The following is a 23,607-nucleotide window of genomic DNA, read 5'->3' on the forward strand; positions in this document are numbered from 1 at the left end:
GCGCCGCGATCAACCTCGCCCGGTGCCCTCCAGGTCGAAGCCATATTGCAACGCCCCGGCGGTAAGCGCCCGCAGGAATGCGGCCGCGAACGAGCGGGCGACGGCGCAGCGATAGACCGGCGCGGCGTCGGTCTGCCACAGGGTCACGCCCACGAAGGCCATCGAGGTGGTCGCCGCATCGCCCGGCGCGAAGGCGATCGGATCCAGATCGATCGTGCACAGGGTGGCCAGCGCCTCGCGGACCTGCGGGCCGCTGATCTCGAAGATCAGCAGGGCGTCGCTCTGGTCGGTGAGCGCGGCTTGGGTGCCCAGCGCCCCGGCCAACTGGTGCTGCAGCCCATCGCCGCTGATGGCGTCGGCCACGGCGAGCCAGCGGCCCGGCCCGGTGCCGATCACGGTGAGGCCTTCGGCGAAGACCGCCTTCGGCCCCGCCGGCAGCGAGAGGGCGAGCGCTGCCCCATCGGGGGTGATGCCCCGGCGGGCGACGACGGTGGCCGCCGCGGTATCGGCGATCAGGCGGGCGGTGACGCCCGCGGCGCCGTCGGCCCGGCCATGGCGCCCGGCGGGCACCAAGCGGGTGACGGGGAGAAATTCCAACACATCAGCCACGGAGCCGCTCCCCCTTCGGATCCACGAAACCGGGATCGCAGATTTCCACTTCGATATCCTCGCCGCGCACCGGATCATAGGCGCGCACCCGCTCGCCATGGCGCTCGGTGCCGCGCTGGATGAGGCCGAGGCCGATCCAGTGGCCGAGGGTGGGCGAGAAGATCGCCGCGGTCATATAGCCTTCGTCATGCTCCACGGTGCCCGGCTTGCCGAGACCGACGAAGTGGGCGCCGGCCCGAATGCGCTTGGTCGTATCCACCGGCTTGAAGCCGGCGAGGATCGGGCGCTCGGGATCGACCATGGCGGGCCGTCCGGAGAGAACACGGCCGATATAGTCCTTCTTGGTGGAGGCCATGCGCCCGAGGCCGAGGTCGCGGGCGGTGGTCTGCCCGTTCAGCTCGCTGCCGGAGACATGGCCCTTCTCCACCCGCATCACCGCCAGGGCTTCGGTGCCATAGGGGGTGATGCCGAACGGGGCGCCCGCCGCCATCAGCGTCCGGGTCAGCGCCTCGCCATGGCTGGCGGGCACCGCGATCTCGTAGCCCAGCTCACCGGCAAACGAGAGCCGGAAGATGCGCGCCTTGACCCCGCCCATTACCGTGCCCTGCACCGCGCCCATATAGGGCAGGCCGGCGTTGGAGACGTCGAGCGGGGCATCCACCACTTGGGCCAGCACGTCGCGGGAGCGGGGGCCGGAAATGGAGATCTGCGCCCATTGCTCGCTGACCGACGCCAGCTGAACGTCCAACTCCGGCCACAGCACCTGGAGGCAGAATTCCAGATGCTGGTAGACCTTGGCGGCATTGGCCGTGGTGGTGGTCATGATGAAATGGTTTTCGGCCAGACGGGCGGTGGTGCCGTCGTCCATCACCATGCCGTCTTCGCGCAGCATCACGCCATAGCGTGCCTTGCCCACCGCCAAAGTGGAGAAGGTGTTGATATAGACCCGGTCGAGGAAGGCACCCGCGTCCGGCCCCTGCACGTCGATCTTGCCGAAGGTGGAGACGTCGATCAGGCCCACGGCGGAGCGGGTGGCATTCACCTCCCGCACCACGCTTTCGAGCCAGTCGCTCTCGCCGGGCTGCGGAAAGTATTGCGCCCGCAGCCATTGGCCGGCTTCCACGAACACCGCGCCCTGCTCCTGCGCCCACGCATGGGTCGGGGTGGGGCGGGTGGGGCGGAAGTCCTTGCCGCGATGGTGGCCGGCGATGGCGGCGATGGCCACCGGGCTATAGGGCGGGCGGAACAAGGTGGTGCCGGTGGCGCCGATGCCCTGTCCGGTCAGCTCCGCCATGATGGCGAGGCCGGCCATGTTGGAGTTCTTGCCCTGGTCGGTGGCCATGCCGAGCGTGGTGTAGCGCTTCAGCAGTTCCACCGAGCGATAGCCCTCCCGGTGGGCCAGGGTAACGTCCTTGACGGTGACGTCATTCTGGAAGTCCACAAAGGCGAGGCCCCGCGTTCCGCTCACATGCCAGAAGGCGGAAATGCCGGTGGGCGTGTCCGATGCCTTGGGCGTGGGGGCGGAGACGGCGGTGAAGCCGGCATCCGTGGCCGCAGTGGCGCCCGCTTGCGCACCGTCCGCCAGAACATCGGCCAGCGAAAAGCGCCCGGCGGCGGCGCCGGCCACGCTGAGGCCGGGCGGCGGCGTGCCGGGGAGGAAGGCCGCGAGGCCCTCATCATAGGTCGGGCGGCTGCCGAAATGGCTGGTGAGGTGGAGATTGGGCGTCGTGCCGCCGGAGATGGCGAGCACTTCCGCCGGGAGGCTCTCCTCCCGCCCGCCGGTGCGCACGATCACTGCGGACAACACCTTGCCGGAGGTGGCCATCACTTCGCCACCCAGTATCACCCGCGTGCCGCGGGCCTTGGCGCGGGCCTCCAGGGCGGGGTCCACCGCGCGCCGCACATCGACGATGGCCGAGAGCCCGATCCCCGCATCCGCCGCATCGAGGGCGGCGGACCAGGCATAGTCATTGTTGGCGAATAGGATGGTGCCCGCGCCGGGTGCCACGCCGTAGCGCACCGCGTAGGTCCGCAAAGCCTGGGCCGACATCACGCCCGGCCGGTCGTTGCCACCGAACACGATGGGCCGATCGAACGCGCCCGCCGCCAGCACCGCCCGCTTGGCGATGATCTTCCAGAAGCGCTGGCGCGGCGTGAACGGAGCCGGCAGGCGCAGATGATCGCTGACCTTTTCCAGCGCCGCATAGGTGCCGCCGTCATAGACCCCGAACACATTGGTGCGGGTCATGATGCGCACGTTCGGCAGGCTTTCCAGCTCCGCAGTGGCCTTGGCCACAAAGTCGCTGGCGGGGGAATCGTCGATGGCGTCCCGCTCGCTGAGCAGGCGGCCGCCCAAAGTGAAGTCCTCGTCGGCCAGGATCACCCGCGCCCCGGAGCGCGCGGCATTCAGGGCGGCGGTGAGGCCGGCGGCGCCGGCGCCGATCACCAGCACGTCACAGAAGGCGTGGGCCTTCTCGTACGTATCTGGATCATTGCCCTCGGCGGCGCGGCCGAGACCGGCGGCGCGGCGGATGATGGGCTCGTACAGCTTCTCCCAGAAGGCCGCCGGCCACATGAAGGTCTTGTAGTAGAAGCCGGCGCTCAGCAGCGGCGACAGGGCGCCGTTGATGGACAGAATATCGAAATCCAGCGAGGGCCAGCGATTCTGGCTTTGCGCCACCAGGCCGTCGAACAGCTCTACCGTGGTGGCGCGGGTGTTGGGCTCGCGGCGCTTGCCGGCGCGCAGTTCCACCAGCGCGTTCGGCTCCTCGGAGCCGGCGGCGAAGATGCCGCGCGGGCGGTGATATTTGAACGAGCGGCCCACCAGCCGCACGTTATTGGCCAGCAGCGCCGAGGCGAGCGTATCGCCCGCAAAACCCTGATAGGCCTTGCCGTCGAAGGTGAAGCTAAGGGGACGCGACCGGTCGATGCGGCCGCCGGAGGACAGGCGGCTCATGACGCCACCGCCCGCGCCGGTTCGGCGCCGGTGATCTCATGGGTGCGGGTATCGCGGGCGACCACCAGCCAGGAGCGGCAGCCGGCGCCGTGATACCAATATTCCTTATGGGCACCGGCGGGATTGTCGCGCAGATACACATAATCGTGGAAGGCGTCTTCCGCGCCGGGGGCGGCGGGATCGGGCCGGGTCACCGTGGCATCGCCGAGATAGGCGAATTCCTGGGCGTCGCGGAGCCCGCAATAGGGACAGGGAATGCGCATGTGAGCCTCAGTGAAGGTTCGGCTGAGCGCCGACCCCCTTCTCGTCAATGAGATGTCCGGTGCGGAAGCGATCGAGCTTGAACGCGGCGTTGAAGGCGTGGGGGGCGTCCTTGGCGAGCGTCCAGGCGAAGCACCAGCCGGAGGCCGGGGTCGCCTTGAAGCCGCCGTAGCACCAGCCGGCGTTCAGGTAGAGGCCGGGAATGGGCGTCTTGTCGATGATGGGCGAGCCATCCATGGACATGTCCATGATGCCACCCCAGGAGCGCAGCATCCGCACCCGGCCGATGCGCGGCATCAGCGCCATGCCGCTCTCGCAGACGTCTTCCACCACCGGCAGGTTGCCGCGCTGGGCGTAGGAATTATAGCCGTCGATGTCGCCGCCGAAGACGAGCCCGCCCTTGTCCGACTGGCTGATGTAGAAATGCCCGGCGCCGAAGGTGACGACACCGTCGATGAGCGGCTTCAGCCCTTCGGAGACGAAGGCCTGGAGCACATGGCTCTCGATGGGCAGGCGCATGTCCAGCATCTTGGTCAGGCGCGAGGTGGAGCCGGCCACCGCCAGGCCCACCTTGCCGGCGCGGATCGGGCCGCGATTGCTCTCCACCCCCACCACCGCGCCTTGCGCGTCGCGGATGAAGCCGGTGACTTCGCAATTCTGCACGATGTCCACGCCCAGCTGGTCGGCGGCGCGGGCATAGCCCCACACCACCGCGTCATGTCGGGCGGTGCCGCCGCGGCGCTGGAGAAGGCCGCCCTTGATGGGGAAGCGGGCGTTCTCAAAATCCATGAACGGATACATGGCGCGCACGCCGTCCTGATCGAGCAGTTCGCTATCGGCGCCGTTCATGCGCATGGCATTGGCGCGCCGGGCATAGGCGTCGCGCTGGGCGTCGGAATGATAGAGGTTCAGCACGCCGCGCTGGCTGACCATGGAATTGTAATTGACGTCCTGTTCCAGCCCTTCCCACAGCTTCATGGACCATTCGTAGAACGGCTCATTGCCCGGCAGCAGGTAGTTGGAGCGGATGATCGTGGTGTTGCGCCCGGCATTGCCGGAGCCGATCCAGCCCTTCTCCAGCACCGCCACATTGCGGATGCCGTGTTCCTTGGCGAGATAATAAGCGGTGGCGAGGCCATGGCCGCCGCCGCCGACGATGATGGCATCATAGGCGGGCTTGGGCGCGGCATCGCGCCAGGCGGGCTTCCAGCTCTTTTGCCCGGTGAGGGCGTTGGCCAGCAGGCTGAGGACGGAATAGCGCATCTTCGATCCCGATAAGGGCGCCGGGGACCACCTGAACCGGTGCGGCGCCGCTGTTGGTTATGGATCGCTTATCCGGCCCGTGTCATCATGACTGGAAGCGACGCTTTTTTGCCTTAAGACGACATCCACGCAATTCCAGAAAAAGTGCGAAGCGGTTTTGCGTCCGGAATTGCGGCGAGAACAGATGGTGAGCGCAAACGTGTCCAATCCCGTGCCCGCAGGTCCCCCGAAGACCTATGGCTTTCTCTTGCTACCCGACTTTGCGCTGATGACCTATGCCTCGGCCATCGAGCCGCTGCGCGCCGCCAACGTCTTGTCGGGCCGCGAGCTTTATCGCTGGCGGCATGTGTCGATCGATGGGCAGGCGGTGCGGGCGTCCAATGGGGTCGCCATCGTGCCCGATCACAAAATCGGCGATGCCATGGCGCTGGATGCGCTGGTGGTGTGCGCCGGCGGCAATCCCACCCGCTTCCGGCATCGGCCCACCTTCACCTTCCTGCGCAAGCTGGCCCATGAGGGGGTGATGCTGGCGGGCCTTTCCGGCGGCCCCTATGCGCTGGCGCGGGCCGGCGTATTGGCCGGGCACCGCTGCACCGTACATTGGGAGCATCTGCCGGCCTTCACCGAGGAATTTCCCGATCTGGAGGTGACGCGCACCCTCTATGAGATCGACCGCGACCGCGTCACCTGCGCCGGTGGCATCGCCACCCTGGACATGATGGCGGACCTGATCGCCCGCGATCACGGCCCGGCTCTGGCCAATGCGGTGTCGGAATGGTTCCTGCGCACCCAGACCCGCCCCGCCTCCGGCTCCCAGCGCATGGCGCCGCGCGAGCGCTTCGGCATCGGCAATGCCAAGGTGCTCACCGTGTTGGCGGAGATGGAAGCGCGGCTGGAGGAGCCCGCCACGCGTGAGGAACTGGCGGCTCTGGCGGGCATCTCCGTTCGCCAGTTGGAGCGGCTGTTCGCGGACCATCTGGGGGAGACGCTGGGGGCGCATTATCTCGCCGTGCGGCTGGACCGCGCCCGCGCGCTGCTCAAGCAGACGGCGCTGCCGGTGGCGCAGGTGGCCATGGCCTGCGGCTTCGTCTCCACCAGCCATTTTTCGCGCGCCTATAAGGTCCGGTTCGGCAGCCCGCCGAAGGGGGAGCGGGAGCCTGCGTCCTCCGCCGCCACCGGCATGTAGCAACCGCCGACGGCGTCTCGCGCCTTCTGCTTGGCAGTCCCTTGGTACCGGGTTAGCGTTCCGTTGCGGAGCCTGGCGTCTTGATGCCGGCGGCCCGCGCAACGAAGCAACCGACCGCACGCGAGACCTGTCTCGGCTGGGTGAGTGCCGGGGCCGTGTCGCCCGCGACAAGCGGCGGACACAGGGAGTGGGACATGCTCAGCAGACGAGGGTTTGTATCCTGCGCGGTCTGCGCAGCGGTGGGGATCGTGGCGTCCGGTGTGGATGCGGTGGCGCAGACGCCAGGGGTCGTGCGCACCGTCATCCAGAAGATGGAATATCCCGGCGACAAATATGTCTGCATCCTGATGACGGCGGAGTTCGACGCCGGCCTGAAGGTGGCGCGCCATACCCATCCCGGCGTTGAATCTACCGTTCTGGTGGCGGGCGGCGGCACGCTCTCAGTGAAGGGGCAGCCGGACCGGGTCATGACTGCCGGGGAGGGGTTCCAGATCCCGCCCGAAGTGCCCCATGCCTTCCAGGTTGGGGGCGAGAAGGTGCGCCTCGCCATCACCTACATCGTGGAGAAGGACAAGCCCTTGTCCTCGCCGGCGCCGGAATAGCCTGAAAAACAAAAGCCCCCGGCATGCGCATGCCGGGGGCCTGATGAGCGGCGAGGTCGCCCTCAGATATCCAGCGTGGTGTCCCGCTCCCACTGGGTGAGATGGCGGGAATAGGCATTCCATTCCTCGGTCTTGAGCTTGAGATAGCCATCCACCAGTTCGGAACCGAGCCCGTCGCGCAGCACGCGGGATTTCTCCAACGCCCGCATGGCATCCAGCAGGTTCAGCGGCAGGCGCTTGGCGCCGCGCACCTTATGGCCCTCGGTGTACATGTTGATGTCGAGCCGCTTGCCGGGATCGCGCTGGTTCTCGATGCCGTCGAGGCCCGCCGCCAGCACGCCCGCCTGGAGCAGATAGGGATTGGCCGCGCCGTCGGCGAGGCGGAACTCGAACCGGCCCGCGTCGGGGATGCGGATCATGTGGGTGCGGTTGTTGCCGGTATAGGTCACCGTGTTGGGTGCCCAGGTGGCGCCGGAGACGGTGCGCGGCGCATTGATGCGCTTGTAGGAATTCACCGTGGGATTGGTGAGGGCGCAGAGCGCGTCGGCATTGTGGATCAGGCCGCCGATGAAGTGGTAGCCGAGCTGCGAGACGCCCAGCTCGCCCTTGGGATCGGAGAAGGCATTGCCGTTCTTGCCCCACATGGACACATGCACATGGCAGCCCGAGCCGGTGAGGTTGATGAAGGGCTTGGGCATGAAGGTGGCCCGCATGCCGTGCTTCTCGGCCAGCGTCTTGACCATGTATTTGAAGAAGACATGCCGGTCGGCGGTGATGAGGGCATTGCCATAGTTCCAGTTCATCTCGAACTGGCCGTTGGCGTCCTCATGGTCGTTCTGGTAGGCGCCCCAGCCCAAGGTGAGCATGGCGTCGCAAATTTCCTTGATGATCGCATACTGGCGCATCAGGGCCGACTGATCATAGCAGGGCTTCACCGCGGTATCGGCGCCGTCGAAGATGGCCGAGCCGTCGGGATTGGTGAGGAAGTACTCGCACTCCACCCCGCTCTTCATCTCGTAGCCGAGGGCTTCGGCCTTGGCGAGCTGGGTCTTCAGCACGGTGCGGGGCGCCTGGGCCACCAGCTTGCCGTCCATCACCAGATCGCTGGCCAGCCAGCCCACTTCCGGATTCCAGGGCAACTGGATCAGCGAGGAGGGATCCGGCACCGCGAACAGATCGGGATCGGCCGGGCTCATGTCCAGCCAGGTGGCGAAGCCGGCAAAGCCCGCGCCGTTCTTCTGCATCTCGGAGATGGCCGAGGCCGGCACCAGCTTGGCGCGCAGGCCGCCGAACAGGTCCACGTAGGAAATGAGGAAATACTTGATGCCGCGCTCCTGCGCGAGCGCTTCGAGGTCGGCTGCGACCGCGGCAGAGCGGCCTTCCGTGTCCTTCACCTGTTTCGGCGACCGGGCCATGTCTGTGTTCCCTGGAAAGGTTGTCTGGAAGCGGCTTATGCAAAGCCCGCGCCGCCGGAGGCGACGCGGGTGGGGTGAGCGGTCAGTAGGCGCCGCCCTTGCCCGGTATCCATTCGGTGCCGGCCAGCGGCACGCCGGCCATGGCGGCCGCCTCGATGGTGAGGGCCACCAGGTCCTCCGGCTCCAGATTGTGCACGTGGCTCTTGCCGCAGGCACGGGCAATGGTCTGCGCCTCGAGCGTCAGCACCGCCAGATAATTGGCCAGCCGGCGCCCGGCCTTCACCGGATCGAGCCGGGCCGAGAGCAGCGGGTCCTGGGTGGTGATGCCCGCCGGGTCGCGGCCCTCGTGCCAATCGTCATAGGCGCCGGCGGTGGTGCCGAGGGCCTGATATTCCGCCTCATGGGCCGGGTCATTGTCGCCCAGCGCCACCAGTGCGGCGGTGCCGATGGAGACCGCGTCCGCGCCCAGCGCCAGGGCTTTTGCCACATCGGCGCCGTTGCGGATGCCGCCGGAGACGATGAGCTGCACCTTGCGATGCATGCCCAGATCCTGCAGCGCCTGAACCGCCGGGCGGATGGCGGCGAGGATGGGCAGGCCCACATGCTCGATGAACACGTCCTGGGTGGCGGCGGTGCCGCCCTGCATGCCGTCCAGCACCACCACGTCGGCGCCGGACTTCACCGCCAGCGAGATGTCGTAATAGGGCCGCGAGGCGCCCACCTTCACATAGATGGGCTTTTCCCAATCGGTCAGCTCACGCAGCTCCTCGATCTTGATCTCCAGATCATCAGGGCCGGTCCAGTCGGGATGACGGCAGGCGGAGCGCTGGTCGATGCCGGCGGGCAGAGTGCGCATGCCGGCGACGCGCTCGGTGATCTTCTGGCCCAGCAGCATGCCGCCGCCGCCGGGCTTGGCGCCCTGGCCGATGACGATCTCGATGGCATCGGCCTTGCGCAGATCGTCCGGGTTCATGCCATAGCGCGAGGGTAGATACTGATAGACCAGGGTCTGCGAGCTCTGGCGCTCTTCCTGGGTCATGCCGCCATCGCCGGTGGTGGTGGAGGTGCCCATGGCGGTGGCGCCGCGCCCCAGGGCTTCCTTGGCATTGGCGGAGAGCGAGCCGAAGCTCATGCCGGCGATGGTGATCGGGATCTTGAGACGGATCGGCTTCTTGGCGAAGCGCGCGCCCAGCACCACGTCGGTGCCGCACTTCTCCCGATAGCCTTCCAGCGGATAGCGCGAGACCGAGGCGCCGAGGAACAAGAGGTCATCGAAGTGCGGCAGCTTGCGCTTGGTGCCGGCGCCGCGGATGTCATAGAGGCCCGTGGCCGCCGCGCGGCGGATCTCTGACAAGGTGTGCGGATCGAAGGTGGAGGAAAAACGGGGCAGGGTGCGGGGCACGTTGTTCTGCGTGGTCATGGTGTTCGGCCCCTCAGTAGGCATCGACATTGTCGATGTGGAAATGATAGAGGCGCCGGGCCGAGCCGTAGCGCTTGAACTCCGACACATCGACGGTGCCCCCAAGGCCGGCGGCGGCGAGCTTTTCCGCCAGCAGCGCCTTGTGCTCGTCGCGCAGCTCTTTCTCGATGCAGTCGGCCCCGAGGCTCTTCACGGAGCCGCGCACGAAGAGCTTGGCCTCATAGAGGCTGTCGCCCAGCGCGTCCCCGGCATCGCCGAACACGATGAGGTTGCCGGCCTGGCCCATGAACGCGCTCATGTGGCCGATGGAGCCCTTCACGATGATGTCGATGCCCTTCATCGAGATGCCGCAGCGGGCGGAGGCATTGCCGTCGATCAGCAGCATGCCGCCGTGGGCGGTGGCGCCGGCCGCCTGGCTGGCGTCACCCTTCACATGCACGAAGCCGCTCATCATGTTCTCGGCGACGCCGACGCCGGCATTGCCATGGATGGTGACGCGGGCCTGCTGGTTCATGCCGGCGCAATAATAGCCGACGTGGCCGGCCACATCGATTTCCAGCGGCGCGTTGATGCCGACCGCCACCGCATGGCGGCCGTTGGGGTTGAGCACCTGCCAGCGGCGGGCATTGGTCTCGCCGGCGGTCTTGTGCAGGGCCGCGTTCAGCTCGCGCAGCGGCGCCCCGGCGAGGTCGAAGGTGATGTCGGTGGCAAGCGAGGTCATGCGGCGCGGTCCCAGAAATAGACGGTGGCGGGCTCGGGCTCGAACACCCGGGCGTTTTCGATGCCGGGCAGATCCACGAGAGCGCGGTATTCCGAGCCGAACGCCACATATTGATCGGTCTCGGCCATCACCGCCGGCTTGCAGGCGATGGGATCGCGCAAGACGCCGAAGCCGCTCTCGGTGCCGACCACGAAGGTGTAGAAGCCGTCGAGGTCATTGAGGCCCGCTTCCAGCGCTTGGCCCAGCGATGCCCCCTGGCGCATGCGCCAGGTGAGATAGCCGGCGGCCACTTCGCTGTCGTTCTCGGTGGCGAAGGTCAGGCCCTCGCGCTTGAGCGTGCGGCGCAGGTCGTTGTGGTTGGAAAGCGAGCCATTGTGCACCAGGCACTGGTCGGCGCCGGTGGAGAAGGGATGCGCGCCGGCGGTGGTCACCGCGCTTTCGGTGGCCATGCGGGTGTGGCCGATGCCGTGGGTGCCGCTCATGCCGGAAAGGCCGAAGCGGCTGGCCACGTCGCTGGGCAGGCCCACTTCCTTGAAGATTTCCATGCGGGCGCCCGAGCCCACCACCGCCACCTCCGGATGGTCGCTGGCCAGCGCCGCGCGCACCGCCACCTCCGCCGTGGCGGGGATCTCGATGACCGCATGGGTGGAGCGCACCGCAAGATCGGGCGTGCCGCCGGCAATGACCGACAGGCTGCGGGCGAGGCCCGCGAAATCATAGCCCTCGGTGGCCCGCAGCGAGAGCTTCACATGGTCCGCCTTGCCGGCGCCATAGACCACGAAGCCAGCGCTATCCGGCCCGCGATCGGTCATCACCCCCAGCATGGACGCGAGCATCTGCCCGAGCTGTGGCTCCAGCGCGGGGTCTTTCAGGAATATGCCGACAATGCCGCACATGGCGCCTCTCCATCGCCCCGAAGGGCCATGGGGATGTCGTACTCCCCGTCTGGGTTGCTCGTCAATTATGAGAATAAAATTTTCTTTAGGAGAAAATCATGCGGAGGCCGTCGAGGGTCCTGCCGGCGTGGCACGCGTCCAGCGCCTATGGCGTGATGATGTGGGGAATGAAGCGCGACATGTTCATGGTGATGGCGCTGGTGTCCTCGCGCAGGCCGATGCCGCAGGGTGTATCTCCCACGATCCAACTGCCGATCACCACATGGCCGTGCCGGGTCTGGAACAGGGGCGTCGCCGCCTGCACCACGAAACGGCCCGCGCCATGGGGGCCATCCACGGTTTCCGTCCGGCCGTGCCGCACCAGCGTGACATTCTCGCCCTCTCGCGAGAACAGCGGCTTGCGGGCATAATCGCGCAGGCCTTGCGCGCGCGGGTCGTCCTCGAAATAGGCGGGCAGCAGGTTGGGGTGGCCGGGGAACATCTCCCACAGCAGCGGCAGGATGGCTTTGGTGGAGAGCATGGCCTTCCACGGCGGTTCCATCATCGCGCAGTCAGACTGGGCCAGGTGCTCGCCATAGGCTTCCCCAAACATCCATTCCCACGGGTGCAGCTTGAACATGCGGTCGATGACCAGATCGTCGAGATCGGTGAAGCGCCCCTGCGCGTCCAGGCCGATGTCGCTCATGGCGAGCATCTTCACCCGGAAGCCCGCCTGCAGGGCGCAATCGGCGACATAGCTCAGCGTGCCGCCATCCTCCACATTGTCCACGGCGCCCGCCACGTGCAGGATGGAAGTCTGCGGCATCAGGCAGAGGCGCTCCACCAGATGCTCCTGGATGGAGTTGAACTGGTCTGTGCCTGGCGGCAGGGCGCCGCTGCGTACGCAATCCTCAAGCCAGAGCCATTGGAACACCGCCGCCTCATAGAGGCCGGTGGGGGTGTCGGCATTGTATTCCAGCAGCTTTGCGGGGCCGGTGCCGTTATAGGCGAGGTCGAAGCGGCCGTAGAGCGAGGGCTCCTGGGCGCGGTTGCGCCAGGAGGCGGCGACATAGGCATGATGGGCGCCGGGAATGCCGAGGCGCGCCAGCAGGCGCTCGTCGGCCGCGGCCCGGTCGGCGAGTTCCAGGCACATCTGATGCAGATCGCCGGAGGGGTCCTCGATGTGGCGCTCGATCTCCTCCAGTGTGAAGGCGATCATGGCCGACTCGTCCCAATATTTGGTGCCGTACATGTCGGCGAAGCGGAAGCCGAACGTCTCGGCCGTCGCCCGCCAATGCGGGCGTTCCTCGATGAGGTGGCGCCGCATCTGCCGCTCCTAGCCGCCGCCGCCGAAACCGCTGCTGCCGAAGCCATGGCGGGACACGCTCGACGTCTTCACATTGGCACCGGCAGATGGCGCGTAGGGGCTGAGCGTCGCGGGGCGCGGCCGTTTTCCGTTACTGCTCCAACCGCCGCCAGCGCCGCCGGTGGCCGACGATTGGTCATCCTTGTCCCGGCCCAGATCGGCAAGCGCCCGATAGCTGCCGCGTGTGGTGCGAGATGCATAGACCGGCGTGCTGACATAGGCGCCGCTGCCGGTCTGGCCGCGGAGAGGGGACAGCACGAAGCCTGCCATGACCGGTACGAAAACAGCGCCAGCCGAGACGCCCGATCCGGCGGCGGCGGGGCGGGCCTCGCAAGTGCTGTCGGTGGCGACCTGGCAGCCCTCGGCGCTGGTGAACACCGGCGCCTGAGCTTGATGCGCCGCGAGCGCGCGCTGGTAGTCGGCGGCGCAGGTGTTCCTGCCGATGCCTGCCCCGACGCAATCATCGACCGCGCTGGAGCCGCCGGCGAACACCATCTCCTCCGGTGCGGCGGGTGTCCCCGGGTCATTTGGCCGGTGCCAGAGGAGGGCTGTCGCCGCGGCCCCGCACACGACGCCGATGGCGATGAAGTCAGAGCGTTTCATGCGTGCCGCCCGAAGCTTACGAGGTCATAGCGGCGGCATTCAGGATGCCCACCACCACCGCCGTGCCACCGAGCCATGTTCCGGCCGCCATCTCGCCGCGCGCGATGCGCTCCGACACGTCCGGCATGATCATCCGGGCGCCGAAATAGGCGATGATCTGGGCCGCTGCCGCGATCAGCGCCCAGATGAAGAAGTCCACCAGGTTCAGGCTGCCGCCCATGGCCGCCCTCAGCGGCAGCGCGAAGCCGACCAGCGCGCCGAGCAAGGCGAGTACAGCCGCGCCATTGCCCGCCCGCACGAGCCGGAACTCATGGTGCGGCGTGGTCGCGGAATAAGCGGTGATGAAGGCGGCCACGAGAATGAGGGAAATGGAAAAATAACCAAGAAAGGCCGGAAAGCCTGCAAGATAGGTCGCAAACATGAAGGGCCGTGACCTTGTGAAACTGGATCCTGTCTAGCGGAAGCGGCTGAGTCCGGGAAGAGCCGCAAGGCCCCGTGACCGCTTTGGAACTGCTCCGGAAACCGCTTTAGCGCGGATCCCGGCTGTAGACGATGACCGAGAGGTAGGTCATCGGCCGCACCACCAGATCCTCGGGGCCGTGGGCTGAGCCGGAATCGAACATCAGCGAATCTCCCGGCCGTAGATGGTAGGTGCGGTCGCCGTGGCGATAGATCACCTCGCCGCTGAGCATGTAGAGGAACTCCACCCCCGCATGACGGAAGCCTGTGTAGGGCACCGCTTCCTCCGTCAGGGTGATGAGATACGGCTCCACCACGATATCGCCGCCCAGGCCATGCCCCAGCAGTTCATACTGATGGCCCACCTTGGTGCCGCGCCGCTCGATCACCACCCCCTGACCGGCGCGGACATAAGAGCAATCCCGCCGTTCCTCGAAGGTGGAAAACAGCGCGGTGATCGGCACATTGAGCGCCCGCGCCACCGCCTGCAGTGTGGAGAGGGAGGGGGAGATCTGCCCGTTCTCGATCTTCGACAGCATACCCACGGAGATGCCGGCGGCGCTGGCGAGATCGGAGACGGTGAGGTCCAGTTGACGGCGGACGGCGCGCACCTGCACGCCCAGGGCCTGTTCCAGGGTCGCCGCGCTGGCAGCGGGAGCGCCGGAGCCGGTGGCGAGGTCCGCGGGATCGGCCGGTGCAAGCGATGGCGCGCCGGCCAGGGGCTGCCCGCCCTTGTCCAGAGCGATTTTCTGTCTGCGTTCCGCCACCGCTCCTACATCCTTAACTGATGCCTGTTTCGGGGTGCCCCACCGGGAGCCCGCACGCAAGCAAAATTCTCGCACCGGTGCGGCCGGGCTTACAGGGCTTTCCGCCTTCGGGCGCCGGCTTGAACGGACACGCTCACGCCACACCTGAGCGAGGCTATCCACAGGGGAGCGCCTCGGCGATTAGCGGGCTATGGACAGCCCTGCGCGAACTGACTATACACACGCCGCTCCCCCGAGGTCGTAAGACTTCCTGCGGATGCCCGGGTAGCTCAGTTGGTAGAGCATGCGACTGAAAATCGCAGTGTCGGCGGTTCGACTCCGTCCCCGGGCACCATGACCTCTAGAAGGTCAAAAAAATCAAACACTTACGGTCGGATTTATCCCAACCTGGGCACTAGGTTAGGATAATCTGTTCACTCTTCGCCCTCGCGGAAGCCCGCTGGGTCGGCGTCCTCGACATCCTGGATGCCGTCAAGATTGCCCAGCTCGATCAGGGGGGCATTCCGACGCCTGCCAACTTCTTCCGATTCAACCGCTGGGCGGACAGCGCCGGCTGCTTTGGGCTCTCCGAACCGGACTCGGCCATGAACTGGTGCTTGGTCCCGCCGTTCTCGGCCGCGATCGTCACGTCCGCCTAGCGGAGTCCAGGCGCCGACTGTTGAGGAAGGCCGGCTTCGCCGCAGCGTTTGGGGGGGGGGCAGTTGCCGAAGTCATTGGTCGTGAATGGCCGATCGCCCCCGGTGACGACGAATGTCATCTTTCCCAGCTTGGGGGAGGCTCAATGACCTTCGCGAGAATAGGCAAGATAGGGATCTGCCGTTGTTTGGTAATGTTCACCACGCCATTCACCAACGGTGAGGTTCAGATTGTCTTGACCGGGCTATTTATGATCCATAGAATTAGCGTTATTTTTAAGATCGAATGTTTGGTGATTTCGTTCGATCTCAATTTACAATGGACTGGCTATGGCGTTTTTTAGAATGGTTGTAATTTATTTTATCGCAGCATTTTGTAGTGCGGTCGCGGTATCTATTTTGTTTTTATTTTTGAGAGATAACGGCATTTTTGTTGGGCGAAATATTGAATTAATAGTCAGAGCATTTTTCGTATTATGTTCCGTTTTAATTGTGTGGCGTCTGTTTTTTATGAAAAGATAACCAACTTTTCATGCCTTCTTCCAATATGTGACGTTCGTCCTTGATCTGGATGAGAGAGGGCGGCCGTTACAATGTGGTCGTTGCGAGTGGTGAGGCCTCCACTTAAGTCTTGTGGAGTACCTCATTCGAATGGCGTATGGGTACGCTTTGGTCGGCTCTTTGTGTTGCGTGCATGATTAGCTCAGAGCTCGAGTGTCTTATATTTCGACAGGTTTGCAAGTTCTGGGCATGCGGGGAATACTGTCCAAGTTTCTATAATTCACACTTTATCTGCATTAATCAAATTAATGTATAGATTATGAGTCTGTTTGATTTTTTCTGAGGTGAATTCAACGACTGCTTATCCTGTTCGAACAGGGATCCGCTACATGTAGTGCAAGTTGCGATGGCCCTGCCCTCGTAAATGGGGCGCGCCCGGGCCTTTTCGGCGGGGCTGTGATGAAGGGTAAGGGGATTCGGCGCGCGACTCCTCCGCCGGGCATTCAGGCCGATATTAGATCCTCAAGTGTATCCACGAAGCGATCCGCCTGTTCCAAGGTCAGGCACAGCGGCGGGCGGACTTTCAGGACATGGCCCAGCGCTCCAGCGGCGCCAATCAGGATGTGCCGGTCGCGCAGCGCATTGATCAGACGCTTTGCGCCTTCGGGATCGGGAGCATCCCCACTGACGATCTCAACGCCGAGATAGAGACCGGCGCCGCGCACGTCGCCAATGGCGGGGCAACGCTCCCGGGCTGCGGCCAGCCGTTCGGCGATGTGCCCGCCAACCTGCGCCGCGTTGTCGATCAAGCCGTCCTCAGCAATCACGTCGAGCACAGCGAGACCCGCCGCTGCCGCGACCGGGTTTCCGCCGAAGGTGTTGAAGTAGCCGAAAGCGTCGCAATAGCCGGCCAGCAGCTCCGGCCGCGTCACCACGCCGCCCATGGCAATGCCATTTCCCATGGGCTTGCCCATGGTGACCACGTCGGGCACGACCTCGTGACGGGCAAAGCCCCACATGCCGCTCCCCGTGCGGCCGAAGCCGGGCTGGACCTCGTCGGCAATGAATAGTCCGCCCGCCGCATGCACCGCCTCCACCGCGGGCTTCAGGAAGCCCGGCGGATCGGCGAATACGCCGTCGCTGGAGAAAATCGTGTCCACCAACAGCCCCGCGAAGCGGATGCCGTCCGCTTCCAGGCCGGCGATGGCCGCGCGCACAGCGGCGGCAAAGCCGGCGCCAAGATCGCCGGGGAAGTTGCGGGGATCCGGCGCCGGAACCATCCGCACGTGGCGCGGCGGAGTCCCCTGCTTGTAGGAGGAGGGTGACACCTCGGTCACGGCGGCGGTGTTGCCGTGATAGGCGGTTTCCGTGACGATGAAGCCGGCGCCGCCCGTCGCCTGACGGACGATCCGCAGGGCCAGATCGTTGCTTTCGCTGCCGGTGCACGTGAGCGCCAGATTGGACAGGGGGGTCGGGAAGGTGGCGAGCAGGCGCTCGGCATAGTCGTGCACGTTGTCGAACAGATAGCGGGTGTGGCAGTTCAACTGCGCCACCTGCTCCTGCACCGCGGCCACCACTTTGGGGTGGCAATGTCCCACCGACGGCACGTTGTTATAAAGGTCGAGATACTCCGACCCATCGGCGGTGCGGATCATGGCGCCGGACGCGCTGACCACGTGCAGTGGCTGCTGGTAGAACAGCACGGACGAAGCGCCGAAGCTCCGCTGCCGCCGGGCCACCAGGCGGGCCACGTCGTCCGCGAGCCCCACGCCTTCCTCCGGCTGGAAGGCATTGAGGGAGAGGATCTGCTGGGTGGTCATCGACTGTGTTCCGGTTTTGCCGACCGCCTGCGCGGCGTGGGGCGCGTCATGCGCGGGCGGCGAGGAAGGCTTGGGCGAGGGCGACCGTGCCCTGGGTATAGGGCACCCCCATGCTCTGGGCGGTGGGCGTCTCGGCGTGGGAGGCGACCCATGCGGTCAGCAGCATGCGGCGCAGCATGATGAAGACGGGCAGTTGCTCCGCCTGCGCCTGAGAGAGAGGCGCACGGGTGCGATAGCCCGCGATCCAGGCCTCCATGAGCGCGGGCACATAGGGTTCGTGCTCCAGAAAGCTGATGGCGGCGGCGAAATCGTAGAGGAACCAGGAAAAGCCGCAGTCGTCGAAATCGATCAGGGCCAGGGCGTCGCCATCCACCAGCAGGTTGGCCAGCCGCAGGTCCGCATGGATCAGCCCGAACGTATCGTCACTGGTGCCGATGGCGGCCAGTTCCCGTTCCAGCACCTGTGCCGTGCGCTCCAGGATTGCCCGTCCGTCTTTAGTCAGTCCAAGGCCGGCGCGCCAATCTCCCCACAGGGGGGTGGCGCCCAGCGTGGTGTGATAGGCCCAGATCTTGCGGGTAAAGCCCGCAGGCCGGGCCCAGGCCCGGGCTTGCGTGTGAAGGCCGGCGTGAATGGCACCCAGCTTGTGAAACCAGCCGGCCAGATCATCGCTTTCCGCCGGCTCGCGGCCGGGCAGGAACTCGAACGCCACCACGTGGCGGATGCTGCCGTCATGGTTCAGATCGGCGATATGGCTACCGTCGCGCAGGGGGATGGGGCGGGGCGTGCGAATGTCCCCAGCCGCCCGCAGGGCCTCGATCCAGGCGAGCTCGGATTCAATTTCAGCGCGGGTGTGATAGTCGGGCCGATGAACCCGGAAGACGAGGTCGCCTCCGGTGCCGGTCTGGCTGGCCTTGAAGGTGGCATTCTCCGAAATGGTGAGCAGTTGCAACTGCGTGCCCGGCGCCACATCCCACAGCGGCAATGCCTGCCGCAGGCCATTTTCGATGCCGGTCAGGAAATCGCCGTCATAGAGCACGGGTCCGCTCCTTGTTCGCGGGTTCACGCCATGGCTGGGGGCCGGTGCGGTGGAGCGATCCTGTCATGGCCTCACCGGCCGCGCGTCGGGGCGATGGTGACCTCGACCCGCGCCCGCTGCAGGGCGCGGCCGATGGCCTCCGGCGGCAGGGCATCGGCGACCAGCCGCCCCACATCGTGCCAGCGTCCCCAGATGGCAAGTGCCTGCTGATCGAACTTGGAATGGTCCGCCACCACCATGGTCTGCACCGCCCGGTGCATCATGGCCTTATAGACCGAGGCGGCTGCGGCGGAGGCGTCGGAGAAGCCTTCGGCGGTAATGCCGGTGGCGCCCAGGATTGCCCAGTTGGCATTGTAGGACTGCAGGAATTCGATGGTCTCCGCGCCCACGATCATGCCCTCGCGGCCATCATAGCGCCCGGGGCACATGAGCACCGAGATGGTGGGGTTGGGCGCCAGGACCGTGGCCACCGAAAAGGAATGGGTGATGACGGTGATGTCGCGGCATTCGGCGGCCATGCGGCGGGCCACATGGGTGGTTGTGGCGCCGGCGCCGATGGCCACCACCTCATTGGGGCGCAGCATCTTCACCGCAACGGCGGCGATGGCCTCGCGCTCCTCCACCATCATGCGATGGCGTTCGCTCACCGAGGGCTCGGTGCCCAGCGGGCGCACGGCGCCGCCATAGGTGCGGTTGATGAGGCCGCGTTCGCCCAGTTCCAGCAGGTCGCGCCGGATGGTCTCCGTGGAGACGTCCAGTTCCGCTGCCAGTTCGGACACGCGCAGCGTGGGGCTGGCCATCATCTCGGCGAGGATGCGCTCATGGCGCGCTGTCTTGGACCGTTTCATCGTCTCACGTCTGGGGGCGGGGGATGCGGTCATGCCGCGGCCCGCCGCCGATAGAGCCACAAGATGACGCCGCCGAGCAGGAGCGCGGTGGCGGCCCCCAGGGTGCTCATGGTGCCGAGCGCGGGGACCATGGGGCTATAGCCTGCCACCATCTTGGAGTAGAGCCATTTCGGCACGGTGGAATCCGCGCCCGCGGTGTAAAGCGACAGCGGGAAGTTGCCCCAGGACAGCAGGAAGGCAAACAACGCCCCCGACCAGATGCCTGGCCACAGGATCGGCAAAGTGACTTCGCGCAGCACCTGCCAGCGGCTGGCGCCGAGATCGAAGGCGGCTTCTTCCAAGGCGGGATCGAAGCTGTAGACCTGGATGGCGATGATCAGCGTCACCACCGGGACGATCCAGACCAGATGGGCGAGCACCGCCGTCATCCAGGAGGTCTGCACGCCCAGCGCGCTGAACCATAACAGCAGCGCCAGCCCCAGCACCGGCTGGGGAAAGAAGATGGGCAGGATCACCAGCTTCTGGAACAGGCGCCGACCCCGCCAGTCGTAGCGCGCAAAAGCCAGGGCGCCGCCGAAGGCGAGCAGCACCGAAATCACCGTCACCAGGGCGGCCACGGCCAGGGAGTTGCGCACGAGCATGCCGATCTCGATGGAGTCCAGGGTCCGTTCCCACCACTCGGTGGTGAAGGCACGCACCGGAAAGGCGAAATAGCGCCCTTTGGACAGGCTGGCCAAGGCGCCGCAGGCGATGGGCAGATAGAGCAGGATCACCACCAAAGCGGTCCAGAGCCAGATGAAGAAGTGGGTGCGGGCCTTGTGCTGTTCCATAGCTCAGCGACGTCCCAGCAGGCGGTCGAGATCAAGGCGCGAGAACACCGCCAGGGTGAGGGCGCCGATGAATACGGTCACCACCACCGCCAAGGCCGATCCCAGCGGCCAGTTCTGCGAATAGGTGAAGGCGATCTCGATGTCGTGGGAAATGACGATGACCGATTGCCCGCCCAGGATCTTGGCTTCCGCCACGGCGCCAATGCCCAGCACGAAGGTGAGCAGGAGGCCGATGAGGATGCCGGGCATGGCCAGCGGCAGTTCCACCTCGCGCCAGATCTGCCAGCGGTTGGCGCCGAGATCGCGGGCGGCATCCATGAGGTCGCGCGGCACCATGGCGAGGCCCAAAGTCATGGGAAACAGCATGAACGGCAGATACACATAGATCATCCCGGCCAGGATCATGGCCGGCTGGTAGAGGACCTGCGGCCCGCCGGCAAAGCCCAGGGCCTTCAGGCTACCGTCCAGCACGCCATTCTTGATGAAGAACAGCACCCAGCCATAGAGCCGCACGTTTTCCGACACGAACAACGGAAACACGAACAGGATCGACACCAGGGGCGACCAGCGTCCAAACACGCGGTTGAGGCCATAGGCGATGGGATAGGCGATCACCGCCAGCGCTGCGCATGTGGCAAATGCCAGGCCCAGCGACCACAGGAATGAGAGCCACACGGTGTTGGAGAGGCTGAAAATGTCCGCATAATTCACCAAGGTGAAGGAGCGAAACACCGAGAATGTGCGGGGCTGCGCGAAGGAGTAGGCGAAGATCGCAACCAGCGGGGCAATAAATCCGAGCCCGAACAGCACAATGACCGGCAGGGCGCAGCGACCGCCCGCCGATAGGTTGAAACGCCCGGTTCGCGCCCGCGCAGACGGGGCCGCGGATAGCAGAGCGGTGGGAAGCGAGGCCTCGGACATGGCTCAGGCCTCCACCGTGATGGCGTCGGCGGCGTCCCAGCCCACCACCACGCTGCGGTCCGCGCTTGCGGGCAGGGCTTTGGAGCGGGGAAGCTCCACCAGCATCACCTTGTCCCCCACCCGCACCTGATACTGGATGCGCGAGCCGAGGGCGTATTCGTTATAGACAATGCCTTGCAGGCGGTTCTCCGCAGTCTCTCCGGGCACCAGGAAGCGCAGGGATTCCGGGCGGATCGCCACGAAGGCGTGGTCCGCATGGGGGGCCGGCGCAGGCGGGCGGACCTGAAAAATGCCGGGCACGTCCAAGCCCCGCCACGGCGCGTCCGCAGCCGCTTTTGCCACTTCGATGACGTTCACCTCGCCGAGGAACTCGCACACGAAGCGATCCACGGGCCGATTGTAGATCTCCTCCGGCGTGCCCACCTGCACCAGACGGCCGGCGCGCATGACGCCGATGCGGTCTGACATCACCATGGCTTCTTCCAGCGAGTGGGTGATGTAGATGAAGGTCTTGCCGGTCTCCTTGTGGAGGTCCTTCAGCTCCTTCTCCAGAACCTTCTTGAGCTTGTAGTCAATGGCGGATAGCGGCTCGTCGAAGAACAGCACTTCCGGGTCATAGGCCAGCGCCCGCGCCAGCGCGACCCGTTGACGCTCGCCGCCGGAGCACTTCATGACATTCTTGTCGAGATAGTTCGCCGGGAGGCGCACCATGGCCATCAGTTCCAGTGCCCGCGCCCGGCGCGTCTTGGTGTCCACCCCGCGCATCTTGAGCGGGAAGCCGATGTTGTCGCCGACGGTCTTGTGCGGAAACAGCGCCAGCGACTGGAACACCAGGCAGGTGGGCCGCTTGTTGGGCGGCACATCGTTGATGCGTTCGCCGTGCAAGGTGATGTTGCCCTCGCTGGGCTGATCCATGCCGGCGAGCATGCGCAGCAAGGTGGTCTTTCCCGAGCCGGACGGGCCGACGATGGTGAGAAACTCGCCGTCCATCACATCAAGATCGATGCGCTCGACGGCGACAAACTCATTGAACGTCTTGCGCACGCCGACCAGTTGAAGAATGGGCGGCTTCACCTTGTCCTGCAGCATGTCACATCTCTCGACCGCATGAAGCGGTGCCCCGGGGGCGCCGGGGGCGATGCCCGCCGGCGCCGATGTCGGACGGTTCGGGCGCGTTAGCCGCGCACGCGCTTGGCGGCATTCATCAGGTCCAGCGCCTTGTCGTAATCCGGCACGATGTCGTACTCGACAGAACGGGCCATCTCCTCATCCAGGCTGTCCCACTGGATGGCGTCCAGCTCCTTTTTCGTGAACAGATCGAAGCACTTGGGATTTCCCATCTGGGCCACGGGATTGAAGGTGCCTTCCGCGAAGGCGACCGTGTGGGCGATGTCCGGGGCCTGCACGTATTTGAGGAACTCCACCGCCAGCGGCGACAGGTTGGGATTGTTCACGGTGGAGGTGATTTCAATCCATGAGACGCCGCCCTTGCCGCCGGGCAGAGGGCCCTTGAGCGGGGTGATGCCGCGTAATTCCGGGTAGCCGTCCGCGCGCGCCGCGGAGACCGAATAGGTGCCGCCGGTGAATTGCAGGTCGATCTCGCCGGAGACCAGGGCCTGGTTCATGGCGGCGATGTCGCCGATGAGCTTGGCGCCCTTGAAGATGCGCTTGGCGGTGTCCTCGAACTTGGCGAAGTCCTCCGGCGTGTGGACTTTGAACGGGTCGATCCCCGCCACCAAAAAGATGTTGAATACGTTCCAGTCGTCGGATTCCAGGATGCCGTATTTGCCCGAAAGCTTGGGGTCGTTGAACAGGTCCCAGCCGGTGGTCTCCGCGGTCTTGCGGTCGATCTTCTTGGTGTTGACCACAAAGGAGTAGGGCCCGAAGCGCTGGCACGAGCCCAGAAGCTCCTTGCCGTCATCGCTCATGGCCCATTTGTAGGGCCATTTGAACATGGGCAGCATCTTGTCGAAGAACGGCTCGAACTCGGCGATGGGCAGCGGCTTGATCAGCTTTTCCGGCCACATCACCTTGCGGGCCCAGGGATTGTTCACGTTGATCAGATCCCACACATTGATCTCGCCCGCCCGCAGTCGGTTGATCATTGTGGGGTCATTGGTGAGGCTCTCCGCCTTGACCGTAGCGCCGGTCTTCTTGCGGAAGGGGTCCAGCACCTGGGCGGCGTTGTAGCCCTCCCAGCACAGGATGTTCAGTTCCTTCTCCCGGGCGGCGAAGGCGCTGCGGGACAGGGCGAATGGGCCGCCGGCCATGGCGAGGCCACCGGCCCCCATGCCTTTGAGCAAAGACCGTCTGGAAATGGTCATGGTCGATCCCCTGGAGTGGTCGTGCGAACGGCACTGTCCGGCCGTTCGTCGATGCCGGTCGTTCTGGATGGCCGTGCTCCAATCGCTCACCGGTTTCGCACGGCGCAGCCCTCGCCTACCGCGCGGGCGGAGGGGACAGGACGCATGCCGCCAAACAAATGAGTGTTGGAGTTATGTTGTTCTATGTTG

General features: G+C 65.7%; 22 protein-coding genes and 1 tRNA gene. 4 read left to right on the plus strand and 19 right to left on the minus strand.

Annotated elements, in window-relative coordinates:
• Positions 1-9 precede the first annotated feature (9 nt).
• Genes AAG816_RS00375 through AAG816_RS00390 form a run of 4 tightly spaced genes read right to left on the minus strand, consistent with a single transcriptional unit; the run spans position 10 to position 5,089 of the window.
• Positions 10-609: a sarcosine oxidase subunit gamma family protein gene (locus tag AAG816_RS00375; RefSeq protein WP_341987300.1), complete on the minus strand. Its 600-nt coding sequence runs from the start codon at positions 607-609 to the stop codon at positions 10-12.
• Positions 602-3,565: a sarcosine oxidase subunit alpha family protein gene (locus AAG816_RS00380; RefSeq protein ID WP_341987301.1), complete on the minus strand. Its 2,964-nt coding sequence runs from the start codon at positions 3,563-3,565 to the stop codon at positions 602-604. Before AAG816_RS00380 ends, AAG816_RS00375 begins: the two co-directional genes overlap by 8 nt.
• Complete coding sequence (locus AAG816_RS00385) at positions 3,562-3,828, minus strand: sarcosine oxidase subunit delta (RefSeq protein WP_341987302.1); 267 nt, start codon at positions 3,826-3,828, stop codon at positions 3,562-3,564. Before AAG816_RS00385 ends, AAG816_RS00380 begins: the two co-directional genes overlap by 4 nt.
• Positions 3,829-3,835: 7 nt before the next feature.
• Positions 3,836-5,089: a sarcosine oxidase subunit beta family protein gene (locus AAG816_RS00390; protein ID WP_341987303.1), complete on the minus strand. Its 1,254-nt coding sequence runs from the start codon at positions 5,087-5,089 to the stop codon at positions 3,836-3,838.
• A 184-nt stretch (positions 5,090-5,273) separates the two neighbouring features.
• On the opposite strand from AAG816_RS00390, the gene AAG816_RS00395 reads away from it, so the two are divergent.
• Both AAG816_RS00395 and AAG816_RS00400 read left to right on the plus strand, forming a co-directional pair.
• Entirely contained in the window at positions 5,274-6,275 is a 1,002-nt protein-coding gene (locus AAG816_RS00395) for a GlxA family transcriptional regulator (protein WP_341987304.1), read from the plus strand.
• Between the two features lie 194 nt (positions 6,276-6,469).
• Positions 6,470-6,877 carry a cupin domain-containing protein gene (locus AAG816_RS00400; RefSeq protein WP_341987305.1) on the plus strand — a complete coding sequence of 136 codons (408 nt, stop codon included), beginning with the start codon at positions 6,470-6,472 and terminating at the stop codon, positions 6,875-6,877.
• 62 nt (positions 6,878-6,939) lie between these two features.
• Here AAG816_RS00400 and glnT read toward each other — a convergent pair whose 3' ends face one another.
• From glnT to AAG816_RS00440, 8 genes are all read right to left on the minus strand, one after another.
• The gene (gene glnT / locus AAG816_RS00405) at positions 6,940-8,292 is read right to left on the minus strand and encodes a type III glutamate--ammonia ligase (protein WP_341987306.1); all 1,353 of its coding nucleotides are present in this window, start codon (positions 8,290-8,292) and stop codon (positions 6,940-6,942) included.
• Positions 8,293-8,374: 82 nt separating this feature from the next.
• Positions 8,375-9,712: an FMN-binding glutamate synthase family protein gene (locus AAG816_RS00410; RefSeq protein WP_341987307.1), complete on the minus strand. Its 1,338-nt coding sequence runs from the start codon at positions 9,710-9,712 to the stop codon at positions 8,375-8,377.
• Positions 9,713-9,725: 13 nt separating this feature from the next.
• The gene (locus tag AAG816_RS00415; protein ID WP_341987308.1) at positions 9,726-10,433 is read right to left on the minus strand and encodes a protein glxC; all 708 of its coding nucleotides are present in this window, start codon (positions 10,431-10,433) and stop codon (positions 9,726-9,728) included.
• Complete coding sequence (locus AAG816_RS00420) at positions 10,430-11,329, minus strand: glutamine amidotransferase family protein (protein WP_341987309.1); 900 nt, start codon at positions 11,327-11,329, stop codon at positions 10,430-10,432. The genes AAG816_RS00415 and AAG816_RS00420 overlap by 4 nt, the downstream gene beginning before the upstream one ends.
• Before the next feature lie 145 nt (positions 11,330-11,474).
• Positions 11,475-12,635: a glutathionylspermidine synthase family protein gene (locus AAG816_RS00425; protein ID WP_341987310.1), complete on the minus strand. Its 1,161-nt coding sequence runs from the start codon at positions 12,633-12,635 to the stop codon at positions 11,475-11,477.
• A 9-nt stretch (positions 12,636-12,644) separates the two neighbouring features.
• The gene (locus AAG816_RS00430) at positions 12,645-13,277 is read right to left on the minus strand and encodes a DUF1190 domain-containing protein (RefSeq protein WP_341987311.1); all 633 of its coding nucleotides are present in this window, start codon (positions 13,275-13,277) and stop codon (positions 12,645-12,647) included.
• Between the two features lie 16 nt (positions 13,278-13,293).
• Complete coding sequence (locus tag AAG816_RS00435; RefSeq protein ID WP_341987313.1) at positions 13,294-13,698, minus strand: DUF350 domain-containing protein; 405 nt, start codon at positions 13,696-13,698, stop codon at positions 13,294-13,296.
• A 106-nt stretch (positions 13,699-13,804) separates the two neighbouring features.
• Positions 13,805-14,455 (minus strand): XRE family transcriptional regulator, encoded by a 651-nt coding sequence (locus tag AAG816_RS00440; protein ID WP_341987550.1) that lies wholly within the window; start codon positions 14,453-14,455, stop codon positions 13,805-13,807.
• A 306-nt stretch (positions 14,456-14,761) separates the two neighbouring features.
• Between AAG816_RS00440 and AAG816_RS00445 the strand changes: the two genes are divergently transcribed.
• Both AAG816_RS00445 and AAG816_RS00450 read left to right on the plus strand, forming a co-directional pair.
• Positions 14,762-14,837, plus strand: a tRNA-Phe gene (locus AAG816_RS00445).
• A 324-nt stretch (positions 14,838-15,161) separates the two neighbouring features.
• Positions 15,162-15,482, plus strand: coding sequence for a hypothetical protein (locus tag AAG816_RS00450; RefSeq protein WP_341987314.1), 321 nt, complete (start codon positions 15,162-15,164; stop codon positions 15,480-15,482).
• 660 nt (positions 15,483-16,142) lie between these two features.
• On the opposite strand, the gene AAG816_RS00455 is transcribed toward AAG816_RS00450, so the two are convergent.
• From AAG816_RS00455 to AAG816_RS00485, 7 genes are all read right to left on the minus strand, one after another.
• Positions 16,143-17,459: an aspartate aminotransferase family protein gene (locus AAG816_RS00455; RefSeq protein ID WP_341987316.1), complete on the minus strand. Its 1,317-nt coding sequence runs from the start codon at positions 17,457-17,459 to the stop codon at positions 16,143-16,145.
• A 46-nt stretch (positions 17,460-17,505) separates the two neighbouring features.
• Positions 17,506-18,495 (minus strand): phosphotransferase, encoded by a 990-nt coding sequence (locus tag AAG816_RS00460; RefSeq protein WP_341987318.1) that lies wholly within the window; start codon positions 18,493-18,495, stop codon positions 17,506-17,508.
• A 71-nt stretch (positions 18,496-18,566) separates the two neighbouring features.
• Positions 18,567-19,343 carry a DeoR/GlpR family DNA-binding transcription regulator gene (locus AAG816_RS00465; RefSeq protein ID WP_341987320.1) on the minus strand — a complete coding sequence of 259 codons (777 nt, stop codon included), beginning with the start codon at positions 19,341-19,343 and terminating at the stop codon, positions 18,567-18,569.
• A gap of 29 nt (positions 19,344-19,372) precedes the next feature.
• Positions 19,373-20,173, minus strand: coding sequence for an ABC transporter permease (locus AAG816_RS00470; protein ID WP_341987321.1), 801 nt, complete (start codon positions 20,171-20,173; stop codon positions 19,373-19,375).
• Between the two features lie 3 nt (positions 20,174-20,176).
• The gene (locus tag AAG816_RS00475) at positions 20,177-21,094 is read right to left on the minus strand and encodes an ABC transporter permease (protein WP_341987322.1); all 918 of its coding nucleotides are present in this window, start codon (positions 21,092-21,094) and stop codon (positions 20,177-20,179) included.
• Between the two features lie 3 nt (positions 21,095-21,097).
• Positions 21,098-22,183, minus strand: coding sequence for an ABC transporter ATP-binding protein (locus AAG816_RS00480; RefSeq protein WP_341987323.1), 1,086 nt, complete (start codon positions 22,181-22,183; stop codon positions 21,098-21,100).
• Between the two features lie 86 nt (positions 22,184-22,269).
• The gene (locus AAG816_RS00485) at positions 22,270-23,418 is read right to left on the minus strand and encodes a PotD/PotF family extracellular solute-binding protein (RefSeq protein WP_341987324.1); all 1,149 of its coding nucleotides are present in this window, start codon (positions 23,416-23,418) and stop codon (positions 22,270-22,272) included.
• Positions 23,419-23,607 lie beyond the last annotated feature (189 nt).

The sequence above is a fragment of the Azorhizobium sp. AG788 genome (assembly GCF_943371865.1).
Taxonomy (GTDB): Bacteria; Pseudomonadota; Alphaproteobacteria; order Rhizobiales; family Xanthobacteraceae; genus Azorhizobium.